The following is a 15,731-nucleotide window of genomic DNA, read 5'->3' on the forward strand; positions in this document are numbered from 1 at the left end:
CTCTACTCTAATAGATAAAATAGATTAAGCCTGAAGAGAGACGCTACATTCACTCAGGGCCTGCACTGTCAAGGCTGCCATGTTCACTTCTATGAGCCCTTTCTTCTGCTTGCCCTTTGGCTTGATAGGTAATTTTCCATATTCAATCAAGTTCTTAGCTGTTTCTTTGTTGGTTCCAGTACGGCGGCAATACTCCTCTAACGGGAGGTAGGGTTCAGGGATGACAATTGTAATGTTAGGTCGCATAAGGCAAACTCCGTCTGTTTAACCGTGTACGGCAATACACGGCAATATAAGTCAATACTCACCACAAGCTATGTCGAGCACTTTAAGTTCGCCAAAAGCTAAAATCAAGGAAAAGTTCACTCAATGATAAACATAGACTTCACTAAAGGTGGCTCCGCAGTGTTAGACAGAGTCCTCGAAGCCTACGGATTCAAAATGAGAGTACAACTAGCTGACCACCTCGGCATCGCGTCAAGCAGCATGGCAATGCGCTATAAAAGAGATATATTTCCAGCAGATATAGTCATTCGCTGCATGTTAGAAACAGGGGTGACGCTCGAGTGGATTACAACCGGCAAGGGAAAAAAATTCGAGAATGGTGATTCAAGTGCGTTACATCTAACTAGACAAAGACTAGTCAATGGGCAGCTACAAGACTTTGGCTCCATTCTCTTTGATGCAGGAATGTTCTTGGATTCCCACAACCAACCAACAGCACCAATTTGCATAGTTGATGACCGAACTCAGTACATCATTGATAAGCATTTCAGTGAAGTAAATGACGGTTTATGGCTGGTTGAAATAGAAGGTAAGGCAGGCATCCGTACGCTTACACGCATACCGGTTAAGAAGGTGCGCATTAGCGGTCATGGCGCCGCTTTTGATTGCGATATTGATGATATAACCGTGCTTGGGCGCGTTGTTCTGACGGTGGAATAGATAATGCCTGTACGGAAGCTGCCCGACGGGCGTTGGATAGCAGATTTCTATACCGTTGATCGCAGTAACGGTAATGAGGGTAAGCGGGTTCGTAAAAAGTTCGCCACTAAGGGCGAAGCTCTTGCGTTTGAAAATTACACACTCGAACAAATTGAGTCAGCGCCTTGGCTCGGGGAAGGAAAAGAAAAACGTCGGCTGACCGAATTGGTCGAGCTATGGTTTAGCCGCCATGGCATTACCTTGAATGATGGTGAAAAGCGTAGAAGCTCGATGCTCTGGGCTGCCGAGTGTATGGGCTTCCCTCTAGCCACAGAATTTAATGCACAACTATTTACAGCCTATCGAGCTAAACGCTTGGGCGGCCATTTTGCTCGAACAAAACGAATAGCAAAAGTTTCACCTCGCACCTTAAACCTTGAACTGGCGTATTTTCTCGCAGTGTTTAACGAACTTAGAAGATTAGGTGAATGGGTACAGCCAAACCCACTTGAAAACGTCCGCCAGTTTCGTGTAGACGAAAGCGAGATGGCCTATCTTACAGATGAGCAGATCGGTTTGCTTTTGCATGAATGTCGCCATAGTTCAGCTAAGGATCTGGAAATGGTTGCCAAGCTCTGTTTGGTGACAGGAGCAAGATGGAGTGAGGCTGAGAACTTGAAAAGCTCTCAGGTTTCGGGAAACAAAATCACCTTTGTTAAAACCAAAGGAAAGAAAAATCGAACGATACCGATTGACCCTTTACTTGCTGACGAACTACCTAAACGAAACGGCGCTTTGTTTACCCCATGCTATTATGCTTTCCGTTCTGCAATTGAACGGGCTGGCATTGTATTGCCAGATGGTCAAATGACCCACGTTTTGCGGCATACCTTTGCGAGCCATTTCATGATGAACGGTGGAAATATTCTCGTTTTGCAAAGAATTCTCGGTCATACCGACATCAAAATGACAATGCGATACGCCCATTTTGCCCCCGACCATTTTGAAGATGCCGTAAGACTTAACCCCCTTACAAAATGTCGCAAAAGTGTCGCATGAAGTTAGGTTTATTGACCTATATTGCCTTACATTAACCTTTTAACCTGTTGTTATTTAACTAAGTTATTGTTTTTTGGTTGACCTAAATGGTTCTCATAATCGCTTGGTCGTTGGTTCAAACCCAACAGGGGCCACCAAATTTTAGCTGTTTTCACAGCCTTACAAGCCATCCTGTCCGGGATGGCTTTTTTGTTTCCCGCCGCCGTGCCACACTTCCCTCTCGGCATTCCTGATTTATTTCGACTCAAAAGGACCCTGCATGATCGTCAACTGCGACCACGACAACCTCGACGCCTGGCTGGCACTGCGCTCGGCGCTGTGGCCCACCAGCCCGTTGGAAGAACACCGCGCAGAAATGCGCGAGATATTGGCTTCGCCGCACCACACCGCGTTTATGGCGCGGGGGCTGGACGGCGCTTTCGTTGGCTTTGCCGAGATCGCGCTGCGCTACGATTACGTCAACGGCTGCGAATCGTCGCCAGTGGCGTTTTTGGAAGGGATTTACACCGTCGAACGCGCCCGCCGCCAGGGCTGGGCCGCGCGCCTGATCGCGCAGGTGCAGGAGTGGGCGAAGCAGCAGGGGTGCAGCGAGCTGGCGTCGGATACCGACATCGCCAATCTGGACTCCCAGCGCCTGCATGCGGCGCTGGGCTTTGCAGAAACGGAGCGGGTGGTGTTTTACCGCAAAACGCTGGGCTGATCAGGCGGCCTTGCTTTGCCGCTGATGCGCCAGCTGCTCGGCGCGCAGCAGGATCTCCTGCAGATCGTCCTCGTCGATATCGAACAGATCTCCCTCCATCAGCGCCTCGTGCAGATCGGCGCGGGTGATGGCAACGGCATCGATCGGCAGATTGGCCGGCTTGGCCTCCGCCGGCGCCAGCGCGTGCGGGTAGCGTCGCCCGGCCAGGTTATTGAACAGAATGGCCAGCGCCGCCAGCAGCACCGAGTTCAGCAGCACCGGGTACAGCACGAAGTCATAGCCCATCTGGTGAATGCCGGGGCCGCCGAGGATGGCGGTCAGCGCCACCGCGCCGCCCGGCGGATGCAGGCAGCGCAGCTTGAACATCAGGCCGATGGCCACCGCCGCCGCCACGCCGCAGGCCAGGCCCGGATCGGGGATCAGCAGACCGGCGCTGACGCCCACCGTCGCCGCCAGCGCATTGCCGCCGACGATCGACCAGGGCTGCGCCAGCGGGCTGTTGGGCACGCCGAACAGCAGCACCGCCGAAGCGCCCATCGGCGCGATAAACCACAGGTTCACCTCACCCAAAATAAAGTGGCTGATCCAGCCGGCGAGCATCAGCCCCAAACCGGCGCCGACGCTGGAAATCAGCATCTCTCGCTTGCCCACCGCCAGCGGGTGCGGCCACAGGCGCGCAACTCCCACTCTTACCCGTTCTATCCACTGCGTCTTCATGTTACCCGATACGGCCCAATTCACGTGTTGGCAACAAATATATCACGTCGCGCCAGCGCCGCCTTCCGCCGTGTCATAAAAGAACTTTTAGGCTAACAGATTGATTTTTAGCCTCCCCTCAACAATGATGAATGTTCCCCCCTTAACCCCGAGGAACCGCCGATGTCTCAACCGATCACCGAGCTTTATACCGACAGTGAATTTTTCAGCCCGTACGCCATGTCCGCCTTTGTCGTGCTGACGGAAAAAGGCATTCCGTTCACCGTGAAGCCGGTGGACCTGGCGAAAGAAGAGAACAAAGAGGCGGCCTACGCGGCGCTGTCGCTCACCCGCCGGGTGCCGACGCTGGCGATCGGCGAGTTCCAGCTCTCGGAGTCTTCGGCGATCGCCGAATACCTGGAAGACATCCACCCGGCCCACGCCGTATACCCGCGCGACGTGAAGCTGCGCGCCAAGGCGCGCGAGATCCAGGCCTGGCTGCGCAGCGATCTGCTGCCGATCCGCGCCGAGCGCTCGACCGAGGTGGTGTTCAACAACGGCAAGTTCCCGCCGCTGTCCGAAGCCGCGCAGGAGGCCGCGCGCAAGCTGATCGCCGCCGTAGAAAAACTGCTGAGCCACGGGCAGGACAATCTGTTCAGGGAGTGGTGCATCGCCGACACCGATCTGGCGCTGATGCTTAACCGGCTGGTGATGCACGGCGATCCGGTGCCGGAGCGAGTGCGCCACTATGCGCACAAGCAGTGGCAGCGCCCGTCGGTGCAGGCCTGGCTGGCATTGTCGGAAAAACGGCGCGCGTGAGAAAAAAATCGGCGGCCACGACGCCGCCGTTCTCAATGCCGAGAAACAACATCACTGCTTGAGGGAAGGCAAATCACCATCCAGAGGGCAGATAGCCTAACAATGAAGCGATGGCGTACACCGCGCTGGCCAGGTACAGCAACACAATGCTGATCTGCAGCAGCGGATGCGTGATCCAGTTACACTGCCAGCGTGGGGTTTGGTCGCCGTGTTTGCGCGCGCCGCGCAGGATCAGCATCGGCATGATCGACAGGATCACCCCGCTGAACACCCCGGCGAAGTAGAGCGCGTTGACGAACGACACCAGCCCGCTGTAGGCCAGCACGAACGGCGGCACCACCACCAGCAGCAGCACGCCGAAACGGCGCAGCGGCAGCTCGTCGTTGCCCAGCCTAAACTTGTCGAAAATATTGGTCAGAAAGCTGCCGCCCAATCCCCAGTACGAGGTCAGCATCGCGCACAGCGCAAAGATGTTGGCGGAGAAGAACGCCCACTGCCCCAGCGCCTGGCCCCAGGAAATGGTGGCCACGTCGGAGATGTCATCCAGCCCGCTGAGCGCAATCACCGACATCGGCACCGCCGCCAGCAAAATGAACGTCACCACCATGCCGACAATGATCGCCTTCGGCAGTTGCTCCGGTTTGTCGGCAAAGCCGCGCGCCATTTCCGGCACGATGTATTGCGCCGAGAAGCAGAACACCACCACGTTGAACACCGGCACCATATAGCGCCAGTCGCCGTCTAACAGGTTGCGCATCTGGGTGGTGTCTTTCAGCAGCGTCGCCGCCACCAGGGCGGTCAACATCACCACCATGCCGATGCTGATGAACTTCTCGCCGCGGCCAATCGCTTTCAAACCGAGGTACAGCACGCCGGCGGCGGGCACGAAGAACAGCAGGCTGCCCAGCGCCGGCGAGATGCCGAACAGCGATTGCAGCAGCTTGCCGCTGCCGGTCATATAGGCGGTGAGCGCCCCAACGCTGTTGACGCACACCGAAGCGAACATCAGCCAGGCGCCCAGGCCGCCGACGTAGCGCTTCGCCAGCCCGCTCAGCTGCAGATGCGCGCGGGTGCGCAGCGTGGATTCGGCAACGTACAGCATGGTGATGGTGGTCAGGCTTCCCACCAGCACCAGCCAGAACAGCAGCGGCAGAAAGCCGGCCTTGCTGGAGGCGTAGGCGATGGAGAGCACCCCGGCGCCGATGTTGGTGCCGACGATCATCGCCACCCCTTCGAGGAAACTTAACGATTTGGCGGGTGCAGGTGCTCGCACCCCGGCGGCAAGCGCCGGAGAAACAGAGATATTATCAGACATGCATCATCCTTTATCGCCCGGCGACGCTGGCCGCCGGGATGGGTTAACGTCCTGACGCTCAACAGCTCACATCGATACACAGGTATTTCAGCTCCAGATATTCTTCTATCCCGTAGCGCGATCCTTCACGCCCGAGCCCTGACTGTTTCACGCCGCCGAACGGCGCCACTTCGTTGGAAATCAGCCCGGTGTTGATGCCGACCATGCCGTACTCCAGCGCCTCCGGCACGCGCCACTGGCGCGCGGCGTTCTGCGTGAACAGGTAGGCGGCCAGGCCGAATTCGGTGTCGTTGGCCATGGCGATGGCTTCTGCCTCGTCATGGAAGCGGAACAGCGGCGCCACCGGCCCGAAGGTCTCTTCTTTGGCGAAGCGCATCTTCTGCGTCACGCCGGTCACCACCGTTGGCTGGAAGAAGGTGCCGCCCAGCGCGTGCGGCTGGCCACCGGTGGCGATCTGCGCCCCTTTGATCAGCGCGTCGTCGATATGGCTCTGCACCTTCGCCACCGCATCGCTGTCGATCAGCGGCCCCTGGGTGGTGCCTTCCTGGCTGCCGTCTCCCACTTTCAACTGCTCGACCGCCGCCACCAGTTTCTCCGCCAGCCGCTCGTAGATGCCGTCCTGCACGTAGATACGGTTGGCGCACACGCAGGTCTGGCCGCTGTTGCGGAATTTGGAGGCCATGATGCCCGCCACCGCCGCGTCCAGATTGGCGTCGTCAAACACGATGACCGGCGCATTGCCGCCCAGCTCCAGCGACAGTTTCTTGATGCTCGGCGCGCACTGCGCCATCAGGATGCGGCCGACCTCGGTCGAACCGGTAAAGCTCAGCTTGCGCACCACCGGGCTGTCGCACAGCACTCTGCCCACCTGCGCCGCTTCGCCGGTCACCACCTGCAACACGCCGGCGGGAATGCCGGCGTCCTGTGCCAGCTTGGCCAGCGCCAGCGCGGTCAGCGGCGTTTGCTCGGCCGGTTTGACGATGATGGCGCAACCGGCCGCCAGCGCCGGCGCCACCTTGCGGGTGATCATCGCCGCCGGGAAATTCCACGGGGTGATGGCCGCGCACACGCCGATCGGCTGCTTCACCACCACCAGACGCTGCGAAGCCTGCGGCGCCTGCAATACCGCGCCGTCCACCCGCTTGGCCTCTTCGGCGAACCAGGTGATGAACGACGCGGCGTACGCCACTTCGCCGCGTGCTTCCGCCAGCGATTTGCCCTGCTCGGCAGTCATCAGCTGCGCCAGATCTTCCTGTGCGGCCAGCACCTTGTCGGCCCAGGCCAACAGCAGCGCGGAACGCTGCTTGGCGGTCAGCTGTTTCCAGTCGTTTTGCGCCCGCTGCGCCGCCGCGATCGCCTGCTGGGTTTCCTCTTCGCTGACCAGCGGAATGCTGGCCAGTTCGGCGCCGGTGGCCGGGTTGATCACCGCTTCGCGTTTGCCACTCAGGGCATCGCACCATTCGCCGTTGATCAGACACTGGCTGCGCAACAGCTCGGGATTATTCAATTTCATGCCGATCGCTCCTTAGTGGGCCAGCGCGCGGGACAGAATGCCCATCGCCTTGGTGAACTGATCGTCCGGGATGGTCAGCGGGTAGAGGAAGCGGATCACGTTGCCGTTCACGCCGCAGCTCAGCAGCAGCAGCCCTTCCTCCATCGCCTTCTGCTGCACCTGACGGGTGATCTCCGCCGAAGGCTTGCCGGTAACCGGATCGTTGAACTCCACCGCCACCATCGATCCCTGCGCGCGCACATCGGCGATCGCCGGGCTGGTTTTGTGCGCCTGCTGGAGCACTTCCACCAGGTGCTGACCCAAGCGCTGAGCGCGCTGGCACAGCTGCTCTTCGTCGATCACGTCCAGCACCGCGTGCGCGGCGGCCACCGCCAGCGGGTTACCGGCATAGGTGCCGCCCAGCCCGCCCGGCGCCGGCGCGTCCATCACCTCGGCGCGGCCCGCCACCGCCGACAGCGGCATGCCGCCCGCCAGGCTTTTCGCCATAGTGATCAAATCGGGCTTAACGCTGTAGTGCTCCATGGCGAACAGCTTGCCGGTACGGGCGAAGCCGGTCTGCACTTCGTCGGCGATCAGCAGGATGCCGTGCTGGTCGCACAGCGCGCGCAGCGCCTGCATGAAATCGGCCGGCGCCACGTTGAAACCGCCCTCGCCCTGCACCGGCTCCAGCACAATGGCCGCCACCTGTTTGGGATCGATATCCGCTTTAAACAGGCGATCCAGGCTGTTCATCGCGTCTTCGGTGGTCACGCCGTACAGCGCGTTCGGGTACTGGCCGTGGAACACCGAGCCGGGGAATGGGCCAAAGCCCAGTTTGTAAGGCGCCACTTTGCCGGTCAGCGCCATGGTCATATAGGTGCGGCCGTGGAAGCCGCCGCCGAAGGTGATCAAGCCCGGACGGCCAGTGTAAGCGCGGGCGATCTTCACCGCGTTTTCCACCGCTTCCGCGCCGGTGGTGAAGAAAGCGGTTTTACACGGACCGGCGATCGGCGCGCGCTGGTTGATGCGCTCCGCCAAAGAAACATAGCTTTCGTAAGGAACGATCTGATAGGCGGTGTGGGTGAAGGCCTGCAGCTGCTTTTCAATTGCGGCGATCACCTTCGGGTGACGGTGCCCGGTGTTCAGCACGGCGATCCCCGAAGCAAAGTCGATCACTTCTTTGCCTTCCACATCCCACAGCGTGGCGTTCTCTGCGCGCTCGGCGTAAAAACCACACATCACGCCCACTCCGCGCGGGGTGGCGTCCTGACGGCGTTGGTTCAATTCTGCGTTTTTCATGCTGTTCTCTCCGGTCGGTGCCAGTTACACGTTTCGTTCACATTCGTGAAACAATGCCGTTTATTTACACAGGATGTGGCCCTATAATCGAGTGCCAGTTACGAATAATTGAGGGATCCAATTGCGCTCATTGAGTGGTGATCTGTTGCTGCAGCGCCTCGGCGAACAGCCCGATGACAAGCTGCACAAGCGGCTTTACAACGCGATCCGCACCAGCATTCTCGACGGCAGCCTGCCGCCCTCCAGCCGCCTGCCCGCCTCGCGCGATCTGGCGCAGGAGCTCAGCCTGTCCCGCAACACCGTGTTAACTGTTTATGAACAACTGCTGGCGGAAGGCTACGTGTCGGCGCGCGCCGGCAGCGGCACCTTCGTCGCCGACACGGTGCCGGACAGCTGCCTCTCCACCGGCGGCGCCCCGGCGGACGGCAGCGGGCAACCGCGGCGCGTCGAACTGTCGGAGCGCGGCGCCGCGCTGCTGCACCACGCCAGCGCCAGCCCCAAACAGTGGGGGGCGTTCATTCCCGGCGTGCCCGACGTCAACGCCTTTCCTCATCAGCTGTTCAGCAAGCTCCAGGCGCGCCTCAGCCGCCGCCCGACGCCACAGCGGCTGACCTACAGCAATCAGGGCGGCAGCCCGGAGCTACAGCATGCACTGGTGGAGTATTTACGGGTGGCGCGCTCGGTACGCTGCTCGCCGGAACAGATCCTGATCACCGAGGGCATCCATCAGGCGATCGATCTGGTGACGCGCATGTTGTGCAATCCGGGGGATGACGCCTGGATCGAAGAACCGGGCTATTGGGGGATCCGCAATATCCTGCGCATCAATGCGCTGAACATCTGCCCGCTGGCGGTGGACGAAGCCGGGCTGGTGCCGCCGGAGCAGCCGACCAACCCGCCGCGGCTGATCTTCGTTACCCCGTCGCACCAGTATCCGCTCGGCTCGGTGATGAGCCTGGCGCGCCGCCAACGGCTGCTGGCGCTGGCGCGCAACGCCGGCGGTTGGATCGTCGAGGACGACTACGACAGCGAATTCCGCTTTTCCGGCCAACCGATCCCGGCGCTGCAAGGGCTGGAAGCCGACGCGCCGGTGATTTACATCGGCACCTTCAGCAAAACGCTCTACCCGGCGCTGCGCCTCGGCTATGTGGTGTTGCCGCCGCCGCTGGTGCAGGCGCTGAAAACCGCCCACGCCGAGCTGTACCGTGGCGGGCACCTGCTGATCCAGAGCGCGCTGGCGGAGTTTATTCAGGCGGGGCACTACACCGCGCACATCCGCCGCATGCGGTTGCTGTACGCCCGGCGGCGCGCCTTCCTGACCGGATTGATCGAACGGCACCTCGGCAAACAGGCACTCAGCGAGTTCAACAGCAACGCCGGATTGCACCTGATCCTCAACCTGCCGGACGAGGCCGACGACGTGGCGATCGCCGCCGCCGCCGGCGCGCAAGGGGTGCTGGTGCGGCCGCTGTCGCGCTACTACATGCTGCCCAATCGGCGGCGCGGCCTGCTGATGGGTTTTGCCTGCGTGCCGGAAGAGCAGATGGCCGCCGCCTTCACCCAACTGCTGGCGTGCATCAACGCCCCGCACTAAGTCAGAGCGCCGCCCACCTGCCTCACCAGGCCTGAAGCCACCAGCCGTCCGCCTGTCGGTGCAGGCGGTGCGTCGGCCGCAGCGCCTGCAGGAAGTCTTCGTCGTGCGACACCACCAGCATCGCGCCGGGGAAATCCGCCAGCGCGGTTTCGATCGCCAACGACGACGCCAGATCCAGGTGGTTGGTCGGCTCGTCGAGCAACAGCAGCTGCGCCGGTTGTCGCCGCCACAGCGCGCAGGCCAACGCTGCCTTCAGCCTTTCACCGCCGCTCAGCGAGCCCAGCGGCAACGCGATGCGATCCGCGCCAAGCTGCAACTGCGCCAGCCGGGTGCGCAACGCGCCTTCCGCCAACGGCGAATCCTGTAGCCCCAGATGCTCCATCACCGACAGGCCCGGGTCGAGCTGCGACAGGGTTTGATCGAGGTAGGCGGTCGACAGCGGACAATGACAATGGCCGGAAAGCGCCGCCAGCCGGCCGAGAATAGTCTTCAGCAAAGTGGATTTGCCGCAGCCGTTGGGGCCGGTCAACGCCACGCGCATCGGGCCGTCGATACGCAGATCGAGCGGCGGCGCGCTGACGAACGGCAGCTGCAGCCGCTCGAGCACCAGCACCTGCTTGTTCGCGTTCACTTCGCTGCCCGGCAGCGCCAGCAACACCGGCTGTTCCTCTTCCACCCGCTGGTAGGCTTCGCGCACCGCCGCATCGAGGCTGTCGCGCCGATCCTGATGCTGTTTGCGCAGCGTGCCGAGGCTCTCTTTCGCCGCCGACTTGTAGGCCACCCGCTCGAAAGAGGCGATATTCAGCGTATCGACGACGCGCAGCGTTTGCGCCGAGCGCCGCTGGCTCATGTCGTGCTCTTTCTGTTGGCGGGCGCGGGTGCGGCGGCGCTCCTCGCGCGCATACTCCAGATCGGCGCGCGCCGCCTGCTGCTCCGTATCGCGCTGGCGCCGGTAGTCATCATAGTTGCCGCCGTAGCTGCGCAGCGCGCCGGGCGTCAGTTCGACGATGCGCTCCATGCGCGCCAGCAACTGCCGGTCATGGCTGGCGATCAGCAACCCGCCCCGCCACTGATCCAGCTGCTGATACAGCCAGGCGCGCCCGACGCTGTCGAGGTGGTTGGTCGGTTCGTCCAGCAGCAGAAAATCCGCCTCGCCGAGCAAGGCGCCGCACAGCGCCGCGCGCATCCGCTCGCCGCCGCTCAGCGAACTGGCGGATCGCAACGGATCGAAGGCCGGCAGCCCGGCGGCGGCGAAGGCGTTTTGCAGGCGATCGTGGAGATCCCATCGCCCTTCCAGACGATCGATATCGTCCGCCAGCGGCCGTCCCTGCTCGAGACGCGCCAGCGCGGCGAACGCCTCGCCATAGCCCAACAGCTGGGCCAGCGTGGTGTCCGCGGCGATCTCCGGTTGCTGTGCAACGTAAGCTACTGCGGCATGAGATTCGACGTGCCCGTTGCCCGGTTGATCCAGCCCGGCGATCAGGCGCAGCAGCTGGGTTTTGCCGACGCCGTTGCGCCCTACCAGGCCGCAGCGCTGCCGGTCGAAAGCGAGATCCAGCGGGCCGAACAGCGTTTCGCCGTCAGCAAATTGGCAGGTCAGTTGATGTAAAACGAAATAAGGGGACTGCGCTGAATGAGCCATAAGCACTCCTGAATGAGATCAAAACATCCCCACAGGGCGCGAGAGCGCACAGCGTGGGACACGATATCAACAGGTGTGGGTGTTCATTTTCGGTAATGGCTCCGCAGAGAGAAGGAATTTACAACGCGTAAAGGCTAACCGATCTTTTGTTCGTTATGCAAACAGAGTCTGAGATTCATGACATCTATCACATTCGGCGCAACGCAAATTCCCAAGCGGCGCGACAACGGCTAGATTTATCTCATCCGACCACTTGTGTTCACATAATTATAACAACGGGCCCCGATTTCACCCGATGGAGAGTGCAATGAGCAATTACCCTCACCTGCTGGCGCCGCTGGATCTCGGCTTCACCACCCTGAAAAATCGGGTGCTGATGGGATCGATGCATACCGGCCTGGAAGAGCTGCCCGACGGCCCGCAGCGCCTGGCCGCGTTCTATGCCGAGCGCGCCGCCGCCGGCGTGGCGCTGATCGTCACCGGCGGCATTGCCCCGAACGAACAGGGCGTGGTGTTTCGCGGCGGTTCGATCCTCAACAGCGAGGCGCAATTGCCTCACCACCGCCCGGTGACTGAAGCCGTCCACCGGGCGGGCGGCAAAATTGCGCTGCAGATCCTGCACACCGGCCGTTACAGCTATCAACCCAAGCTGGTGGCCCCTTCCGCGCTGCAGGCGCCGATCAACCCGTTTACGCCGAGCGCGCTCAGCGCAGCGGAGATCGAGCAGACTATCGCCGACTTCGCCCGCTGCGCGGCGCTGGCGCAGCAGGCCGGCTATGACGGCGTTGAGGTGATGGGATCCGAGGGCTATCTGATCAATCAATTCTTGACGACGCGCACCAATCAGCGCGACGACCAATGGGGCGGCAGCTTCACCAACCGCATGCGCTTCGCCGTCGAGACCGTCAGGGCGGTACGCCAGGCCGTGGGCCCGGAATTCATTCTTATCTACCGGCTGTCGATGCTCGATCTGGTGGAAGACGGCTCCAGCTGGCAGGAGATCGAGCAGCTGGCGCTGGCGATCGAACAGGCGGGCGCCACGATCATCAATACCGGCATCGGCTGGCACGAAGCGCGTATTCCGACCATCGCCACCATGGTGCCGCGCGCCGGATTCAGCTGGGTGACCCGCAAGCTGATGGGCAAGGTCAGCATCCCGCTGATCACCACCAACCGCATCAACGATCCGGCGGTGGCCGAGCAGGTGCTGGCGGACGGCTGCGCCGACATGGTGTCGATGGCGCGTCCGTTCCTCGCCGACGCCGCCTTTGTGCAGAAAGCCGCCGAGGGGCGCGCCGACGAGATCAATACCTGCATCGGTTGCAACCAGGCCTGCCTCGACCAGATCTTTGAAGGCAAGCTGACTTCCTGTCTGGTCAACCCGCGCGCCTGCCGTGAAACCGAAATGCCGCTGACAATGGCGGAAAAGCCGAAAAAACTGGCGGTGGTCGGCGCCGGCCCCGCCGGGCTGGCGTTTGCCACCACCGCCGCCAGCCGTGGTCATCAGGTGACGCTGTTCGACGCCGCCGAGCAGATCGGCGGCCAGTTCAACATCGCCAAGCAGATCCCCGGCAAGGAAGAATTCCATGAAACCCTGCGTTACTTCCGCCGTCAGCTGGCGCTGCGTGAAGTGACGGTCAAACTGGGCGCCAAAGTCGAGGCGGCGGATTTAAGCGAATTCGATGAGGTGATCCTCGCCTGCGGCATCGTGCCGCGCACCCCGGATATTCCCGGCATCGGGCACGCCAAGGTGCTGAGCTATCTGGATGTGCTGCGCGATAAAAAACCGGTCGGCCAGCGGGTGGCGATCATCGGCGCCGGCGGCATCGGCTTCGACACCGCCGAGTACCTTAGCCAGCACGGCGTCTCCAGCAGCCTGGATCAGACGGAATTCAACCGCGAATGGGGCATCGACGACCGCCTTGAACAGCGCGGCGGGCTGGCGGCGCAAGGCCCGCAGGCACCACGCGCCGCCCGGCAGATCTACCTGTTGCAGCGCAAAACCAGCAAGGTGGGCGAAGGCCTGGGGAAAACCACCGGTTGGATCCACCGCGCCAGCCTGGCGATGCGCGGCGTGAAGATGCTCAATAGCGTCAGCTATCGACGGATCGACGATGAAGGGCTGCACATCACCCGCGCCGAGCAAGAGAGTTGCCTGCCGGTGGACACGGTGGTCATTTGCGCCGGGCAGGAACCGCGCCGCGAACTGCAGCAGCCGCTGCTGGCGATGGGGAAAACCGTGCATCTGATCGGCGGCGCCGACGTGGCCGCCGAGCTGGACGCCCGCCGCGCGATCGATCAGGGCACGCGGCTGGCGATGGCGCTGTAAAAAAGGGGCGCACCGCGCCCCTGATATTGATGACAAACCTCATCCCTATGCCGGGGTGGCAGAGAGCAGCGAATAGAAAACAAGGAAAATCAATTTATTGATTTTCGGCTGATAACCACAAAGGGGGAAAAACCACGCTTTTTCCCCCTTTGTCTACAGCCTGAGGGGCGCCCAGCGCCCCTGGTTATTCACGCTCAGCGACGCGCGCCGGATTTCACCGCTCTCAAGATCACGAACTTCTTGTTCGAGGCCACCAGCGTGCAGTTGCCGAACAAACGTTTGAGCTTCTGATGGTAGTCGAGGTGACGGTTGCCGACGATGCGCAGTTCGCCGCCCACTTGCAGGCAGCGCTTGGCGTCGCAGAACATCTGCCAGGCGGTGTGATCGGTAATGGCGTGTTGCTGGTGGAACGGCGGGTTGCACAGCACCGCCTGCACGCTTTCGCGCTCGATGCCCGCCAGCGCGTTGTTCACCTCAAACTGGCAGCGGTCCAGCTCTTGCGGCAGGTTGTGCTCCACGTTCAGCTCGCTGGAGGCCACCGCCATGTAGGATTCATCGACGAAAGTCACCTGCGCGTCCGGATTCTGCGCCAGCGCCGTCAGGCCAATCACGCCGTTGCCGCAGCCCAGATCGACGATATGGCCGTTCAGGCCGCGCGGCAGATGATCCAGGAACAGGCGCGCGCCGATATCCAGGCTGCCGCGCGAGAAGACGTTGGCGTGATTGTGGATCAGCCAATCGGTGCCGTCCAGCGTCCAGTTGGTGGTTTCCGCCGCCGCCGGCGGGACGATGTCCGCCGCCTGGCAGAAAATCAGGCGCGCCTTCTTCCACGCCAGGCTGGTGCGCGTCGGGCCCAGCACCTTTTCAAACAGCTGCATCGTCGAGGTGTGCACGTCGCGCGCTTTGGCGCCGGCAACGATCAGCGTGTCTTCGGTCACGACGTGGCGCAGCGCGCGCAGCTGCTGTTCCAGCAGCGCCAGCGCTTTCGGCACGCGAATCAGCACCACCGCCGGCGCCGCCGGCAGCTCGGCCAGGCTGTCCAACAGCGTGACCTGCTCAGGATCCAGACCGTTGAGCTTGAGGTTGTGGCGCGTCGCCAGCTGGCTCATGTACGAGTCGCTAACGCTGTAAGGACGATGCGCATGCAACGCACAGGCCAGGGTGCCGAAGTTATCGTTGAAAATCAGCACTGGGCGGCCGCCGATATCTACGTTTTCAAGCTGTTGCAGCAGATATTCGTCCGCCGCTTCCCACGCCTGCAACTGGGTGGATTCTTCCTGTTGGGGATAACGCTCCAGCTCAAGTTGCTGTGTTCCCAGATCGAGTTGGCTCATTGCCCCTCCTGACTGATAAAATTTGGGCTGTTTATCCCCTAAAAACGCCCGTCAGTAAAATGTTTTTTCGGATAAATTGCGTATTGCGCCGCGTATCTGAAAACCCGCGCCCCTTTTCTCCTTCAACAACATTAACCTTTCCCTCCCGAGCACCCATGTCGATGTTTTTTTAACCTGACGGGGTGTAACTTTAAATGTTACACTGCCAGTCCCTATGGAAGGGGGAAAGCATGATTAAATCTTTCCGCGATCGCTATCTGGAGCAGTTCTATCTGGAAGGCAGGCGCAGCCGTCTTATCCCCGGCGCGCTCGAGCGGCAGTTGGCCAGAAAGCTCGATATGTTAGCCGCCGCGCAGCAAGAGCGTGATTTGCATCACCCCACGGGTAACTATTACAAGCGGCTATCCGGGCCATTTCAGGGATGGTCGAGTCTGCGCGTCAATATGCACTGGCGGCTGATGTTCCAGTGGCGGCATGATGCCGCCGAAAAAATTTACCTCGATCCTCACCAAGATACCTGAACGAGGG

At 61.1% G+C, this 15,731-nt stretch carries 14 protein-coding genes; 7 read left to right on the plus strand and 7 right to left on the minus strand.

Translation table 11 applies throughout. The features are described from left to right. Positions 1–24 precede the first annotated feature (24 nt). Complete coding sequence (locus tag ACJ8IP_RS17595) at positions 25–246, minus strand: hypothetical protein (RefSeq protein ID WP_060431390.1); 222 nt, start codon at positions 244–246, stop codon at positions 25–27. 123 nt (positions 247–369) lie between these two features. On the opposite strand from ACJ8IP_RS17595, the gene ACJ8IP_RS17600 reads away from it, so the two are divergent. The 3 genes from ACJ8IP_RS17600 to aac(6') all read left to right on the plus strand — a co-directional run bounded on the left by ACJ8IP_RS17600 (position 370) and on the right by aac(6') (position 2,683). Beyond that, positions 370–945: a phage repressor protein CI gene (locus tag ACJ8IP_RS17600; protein WP_126171587.1), complete on the plus strand. Its 576-nt coding sequence runs from the start codon at positions 370–372 to the stop codon at positions 943–945. A gap of 3 nt (positions 946–948) precedes the next feature. Continuing rightward, positions 949–1,983, plus strand: a complete 1,035-nt coding sequence (locus ACJ8IP_RS17605) for a phage integrase (RefSeq protein ID WP_126171588.1) — start codon at positions 949–951, stop codon at positions 1,981–1,983. A 259-nt stretch (positions 1,984–2,242) separates the two neighbouring features. Beyond that, positions 2,243–2,683 carry an aminoglycoside 6'-N-acetyltransferase gene (aac(6'), locus tag ACJ8IP_RS17610; RefSeq protein WP_042785406.1) on the plus strand — a complete coding sequence of 147 codons (441 nt, stop codon included), beginning with the start codon at positions 2,243–2,245 and terminating at the stop codon, positions 2,681–2,683. Here the strand turns inward: aac(6') and ACJ8IP_RS17615 are convergent, their stop codons facing one another. Next, entirely contained in the window at positions 2,684–3,400 is a 717-nt protein-coding gene (locus ACJ8IP_RS17615; RefSeq protein ID WP_164106512.1) for an HPP family protein, read from the minus strand. It lies immediately after the preceding gene. A 162-nt stretch (positions 3,401–3,562) separates the two neighbouring features. On the opposite strand from ACJ8IP_RS17615, the gene yfcF reads away from it, so the two are divergent. After that, entirely contained in the window at positions 3,563–4,198 is a 636-nt protein-coding gene (gene yfcF / locus ACJ8IP_RS17620) for a glutathione transferase (protein WP_004937171.1), read from the plus strand. A gap of 73 nt (positions 4,199–4,271) precedes the next feature. Here the strand turns inward: yfcF and ACJ8IP_RS17625 are convergent, their stop codons facing one another. From ACJ8IP_RS17625 to ACJ8IP_RS17635, 3 genes are read right to left on the minus strand one after another with little or no spacing between them, the layout of a single operon-like run. Then, positions 4,272–5,513 carry an aromatic amino acid transport family protein gene (locus tag ACJ8IP_RS17625; RefSeq protein WP_042785408.1) on the minus strand — a complete coding sequence of 414 codons (1,242 nt, stop codon included), beginning with the start codon at positions 5,511–5,513 and terminating at the stop codon, positions 4,272–4,274. A gap of 58 nt (positions 5,514–5,571) precedes the next feature. Then, the gene (locus ACJ8IP_RS17630) at positions 5,572–7,026 is read right to left on the minus strand and encodes an NAD-dependent succinate-semialdehyde dehydrogenase (protein ID WP_042785409.1); all 1,455 of its coding nucleotides are present in this window, start codon (positions 7,024–7,026) and stop codon (positions 5,572–5,574) included. Positions 7,027–7,038: 12 nt separating this feature from the next. Then, positions 7,039–8,304 (minus strand): 4-aminobutyrate--2-oxoglutarate transaminase, encoded by a 1,266-nt coding sequence (locus tag ACJ8IP_RS17635; protein ID WP_042785410.1) that lies wholly within the window; start codon positions 8,302–8,304, stop codon positions 7,039–7,041. A 121-nt stretch (positions 8,305–8,425) separates the two neighbouring features. Here ACJ8IP_RS17635 and pdxR point away from each other — a divergent pair, with 121 nt between their 5' ends. Continuing rightward, positions 8,426–9,898 (plus strand): MocR-like pyridoxine biosynthesis transcription factor PdxR, encoded by a 1,473-nt coding sequence (pdxR, locus tag ACJ8IP_RS17640; protein WP_164106514.1) that lies wholly within the window; start codon positions 8,426–8,428, stop codon positions 9,896–9,898. A gap of 22 nt (positions 9,899–9,920) precedes the next feature. On the opposite strand, the gene ACJ8IP_RS17645 is transcribed toward pdxR, so the two are convergent. Then, a complete protein-coding gene (locus ACJ8IP_RS17645) occupies positions 9,921–11,540 on the minus strand; it encodes an ABC-F family ATP-binding cassette domain-containing protein (protein WP_164106515.1) in 1,620 nt (539 codons plus the stop codon). Positions 11,541–11,847: 307 nt separating this feature from the next. Between ACJ8IP_RS17645 and ACJ8IP_RS17650 the strand changes: the two genes are divergently transcribed. Next, complete coding sequence (locus tag ACJ8IP_RS17650) at positions 11,848–13,869, plus strand: oxidoreductase (protein WP_164106517.1); 2,022 nt, start codon at positions 11,848–11,850, stop codon at positions 13,867–13,869. Positions 13,870–14,063: 194 nt separating this feature from the next. Here ACJ8IP_RS17650 and rlmG read toward each other — a convergent pair whose 3' ends face one another. After that, positions 14,064–15,203, minus strand: a complete 1,140-nt coding sequence (gene rlmG / locus ACJ8IP_RS17655) for a 23S rRNA (guanine(1835)-N(2))-methyltransferase RlmG (RefSeq protein WP_033644533.1) — start codon at positions 15,201–15,203, stop codon at positions 14,064–14,066. Positions 15,204–15,433: 230 nt separating this feature from the next. Here rlmG and ACJ8IP_RS17660 point away from each other — a divergent pair, with 230 nt between their 5' ends. Further along, positions 15,434–15,724 (plus strand): type II toxin-antitoxin system RelE/ParE family toxin, encoded by a 291-nt coding sequence (locus ACJ8IP_RS17660; protein ID WP_016930174.1) that lies wholly within the window; start codon positions 15,434–15,436, stop codon positions 15,722–15,724. Positions 15,725–15,731 lie beyond the last annotated feature (7 nt).

Source organism: Serratia sp. CY52157 (genome assembly GCF_052168495.1).
Taxonomy (GTDB): Bacteria; Pseudomonadota; Gammaproteobacteria; order Enterobacterales; family Enterobacteriaceae; genus Serratia; species Serratia ureilytica.

Coding starts and splice junctions, on each gene's coding strand:
- ACJ8IP_RS17595 (WP_060431390.1), bottom strand. CDS start 246: ATGCGACCTAACATTACAATTGTCATCCCTGAACCCTACCTCCCGTTA.
- ACJ8IP_RS17600 (WP_126171587.1), top strand. CDS start 370: ATGATAAACATAGACTTCACTAAAGGTGGCTCCGCAGTGTTAGACAGA.
- ACJ8IP_RS17605 (WP_126171588.1), top strand. CDS start 949: ATGCCTGTACGGAAGCTGCCCGACGGGCGTTGGATAGCAGATTTCTAT.
- ACJ8IP_RS17615 (WP_164106512.1), bottom strand. CDS start 3,400: ATGAAGACGCAGTGGATAGAACGGGTAAGAGTGGGAGTTGCGCGCCTG.
- yfcF (WP_004937171.1), top strand. CDS start 3,563: ATGTCTCAACCGATCACCGAGCTTTATACCGACAGTGAATTTTTCAGC.
- ACJ8IP_RS17625 (WP_042785408.1), bottom strand. CDS start 5,513: ATGTCTGATAATATCTCTGTTTCTCCGGCGCTTGCCGCCGGGGTGCGA.
- ACJ8IP_RS17630 (WP_042785409.1), bottom strand. CDS start 7,026: ATGAAATTGAATAATCCCGAGCTGTTGCGCAGCCAGTGTCTGATCAAC.
- ACJ8IP_RS17635 (WP_042785410.1), bottom strand. CDS start 8,304: ATGAAAAACGCAGAATTGAACCAACGCCGTCAGGACGCCACCCCGCGC.
- ACJ8IP_RS17645 (WP_164106515.1), bottom strand. CDS start 11,540: ATGGCTCATTCAGCGCAGTCCCCTTATTTCGTTTTACATCAACTGACC.
- ACJ8IP_RS17650 (WP_164106517.1), top strand. CDS start 11,848: ATGAGCAATTACCCTCACCTGCTGGCGCCGCTGGATCTCGGCTTCACC.
- rlmG (WP_033644533.1), bottom strand. CDS start 15,203: ATGAGCCAACTCGATCTGGGAACACAGCAACTTGAGCTGGAGCGTTAT.
- ACJ8IP_RS17660 (WP_016930174.1), top strand. CDS start 15,434: ATGATTAAATCTTTCCGCGATCGCTATCTGGAGCAGTTCTATCTGGAA.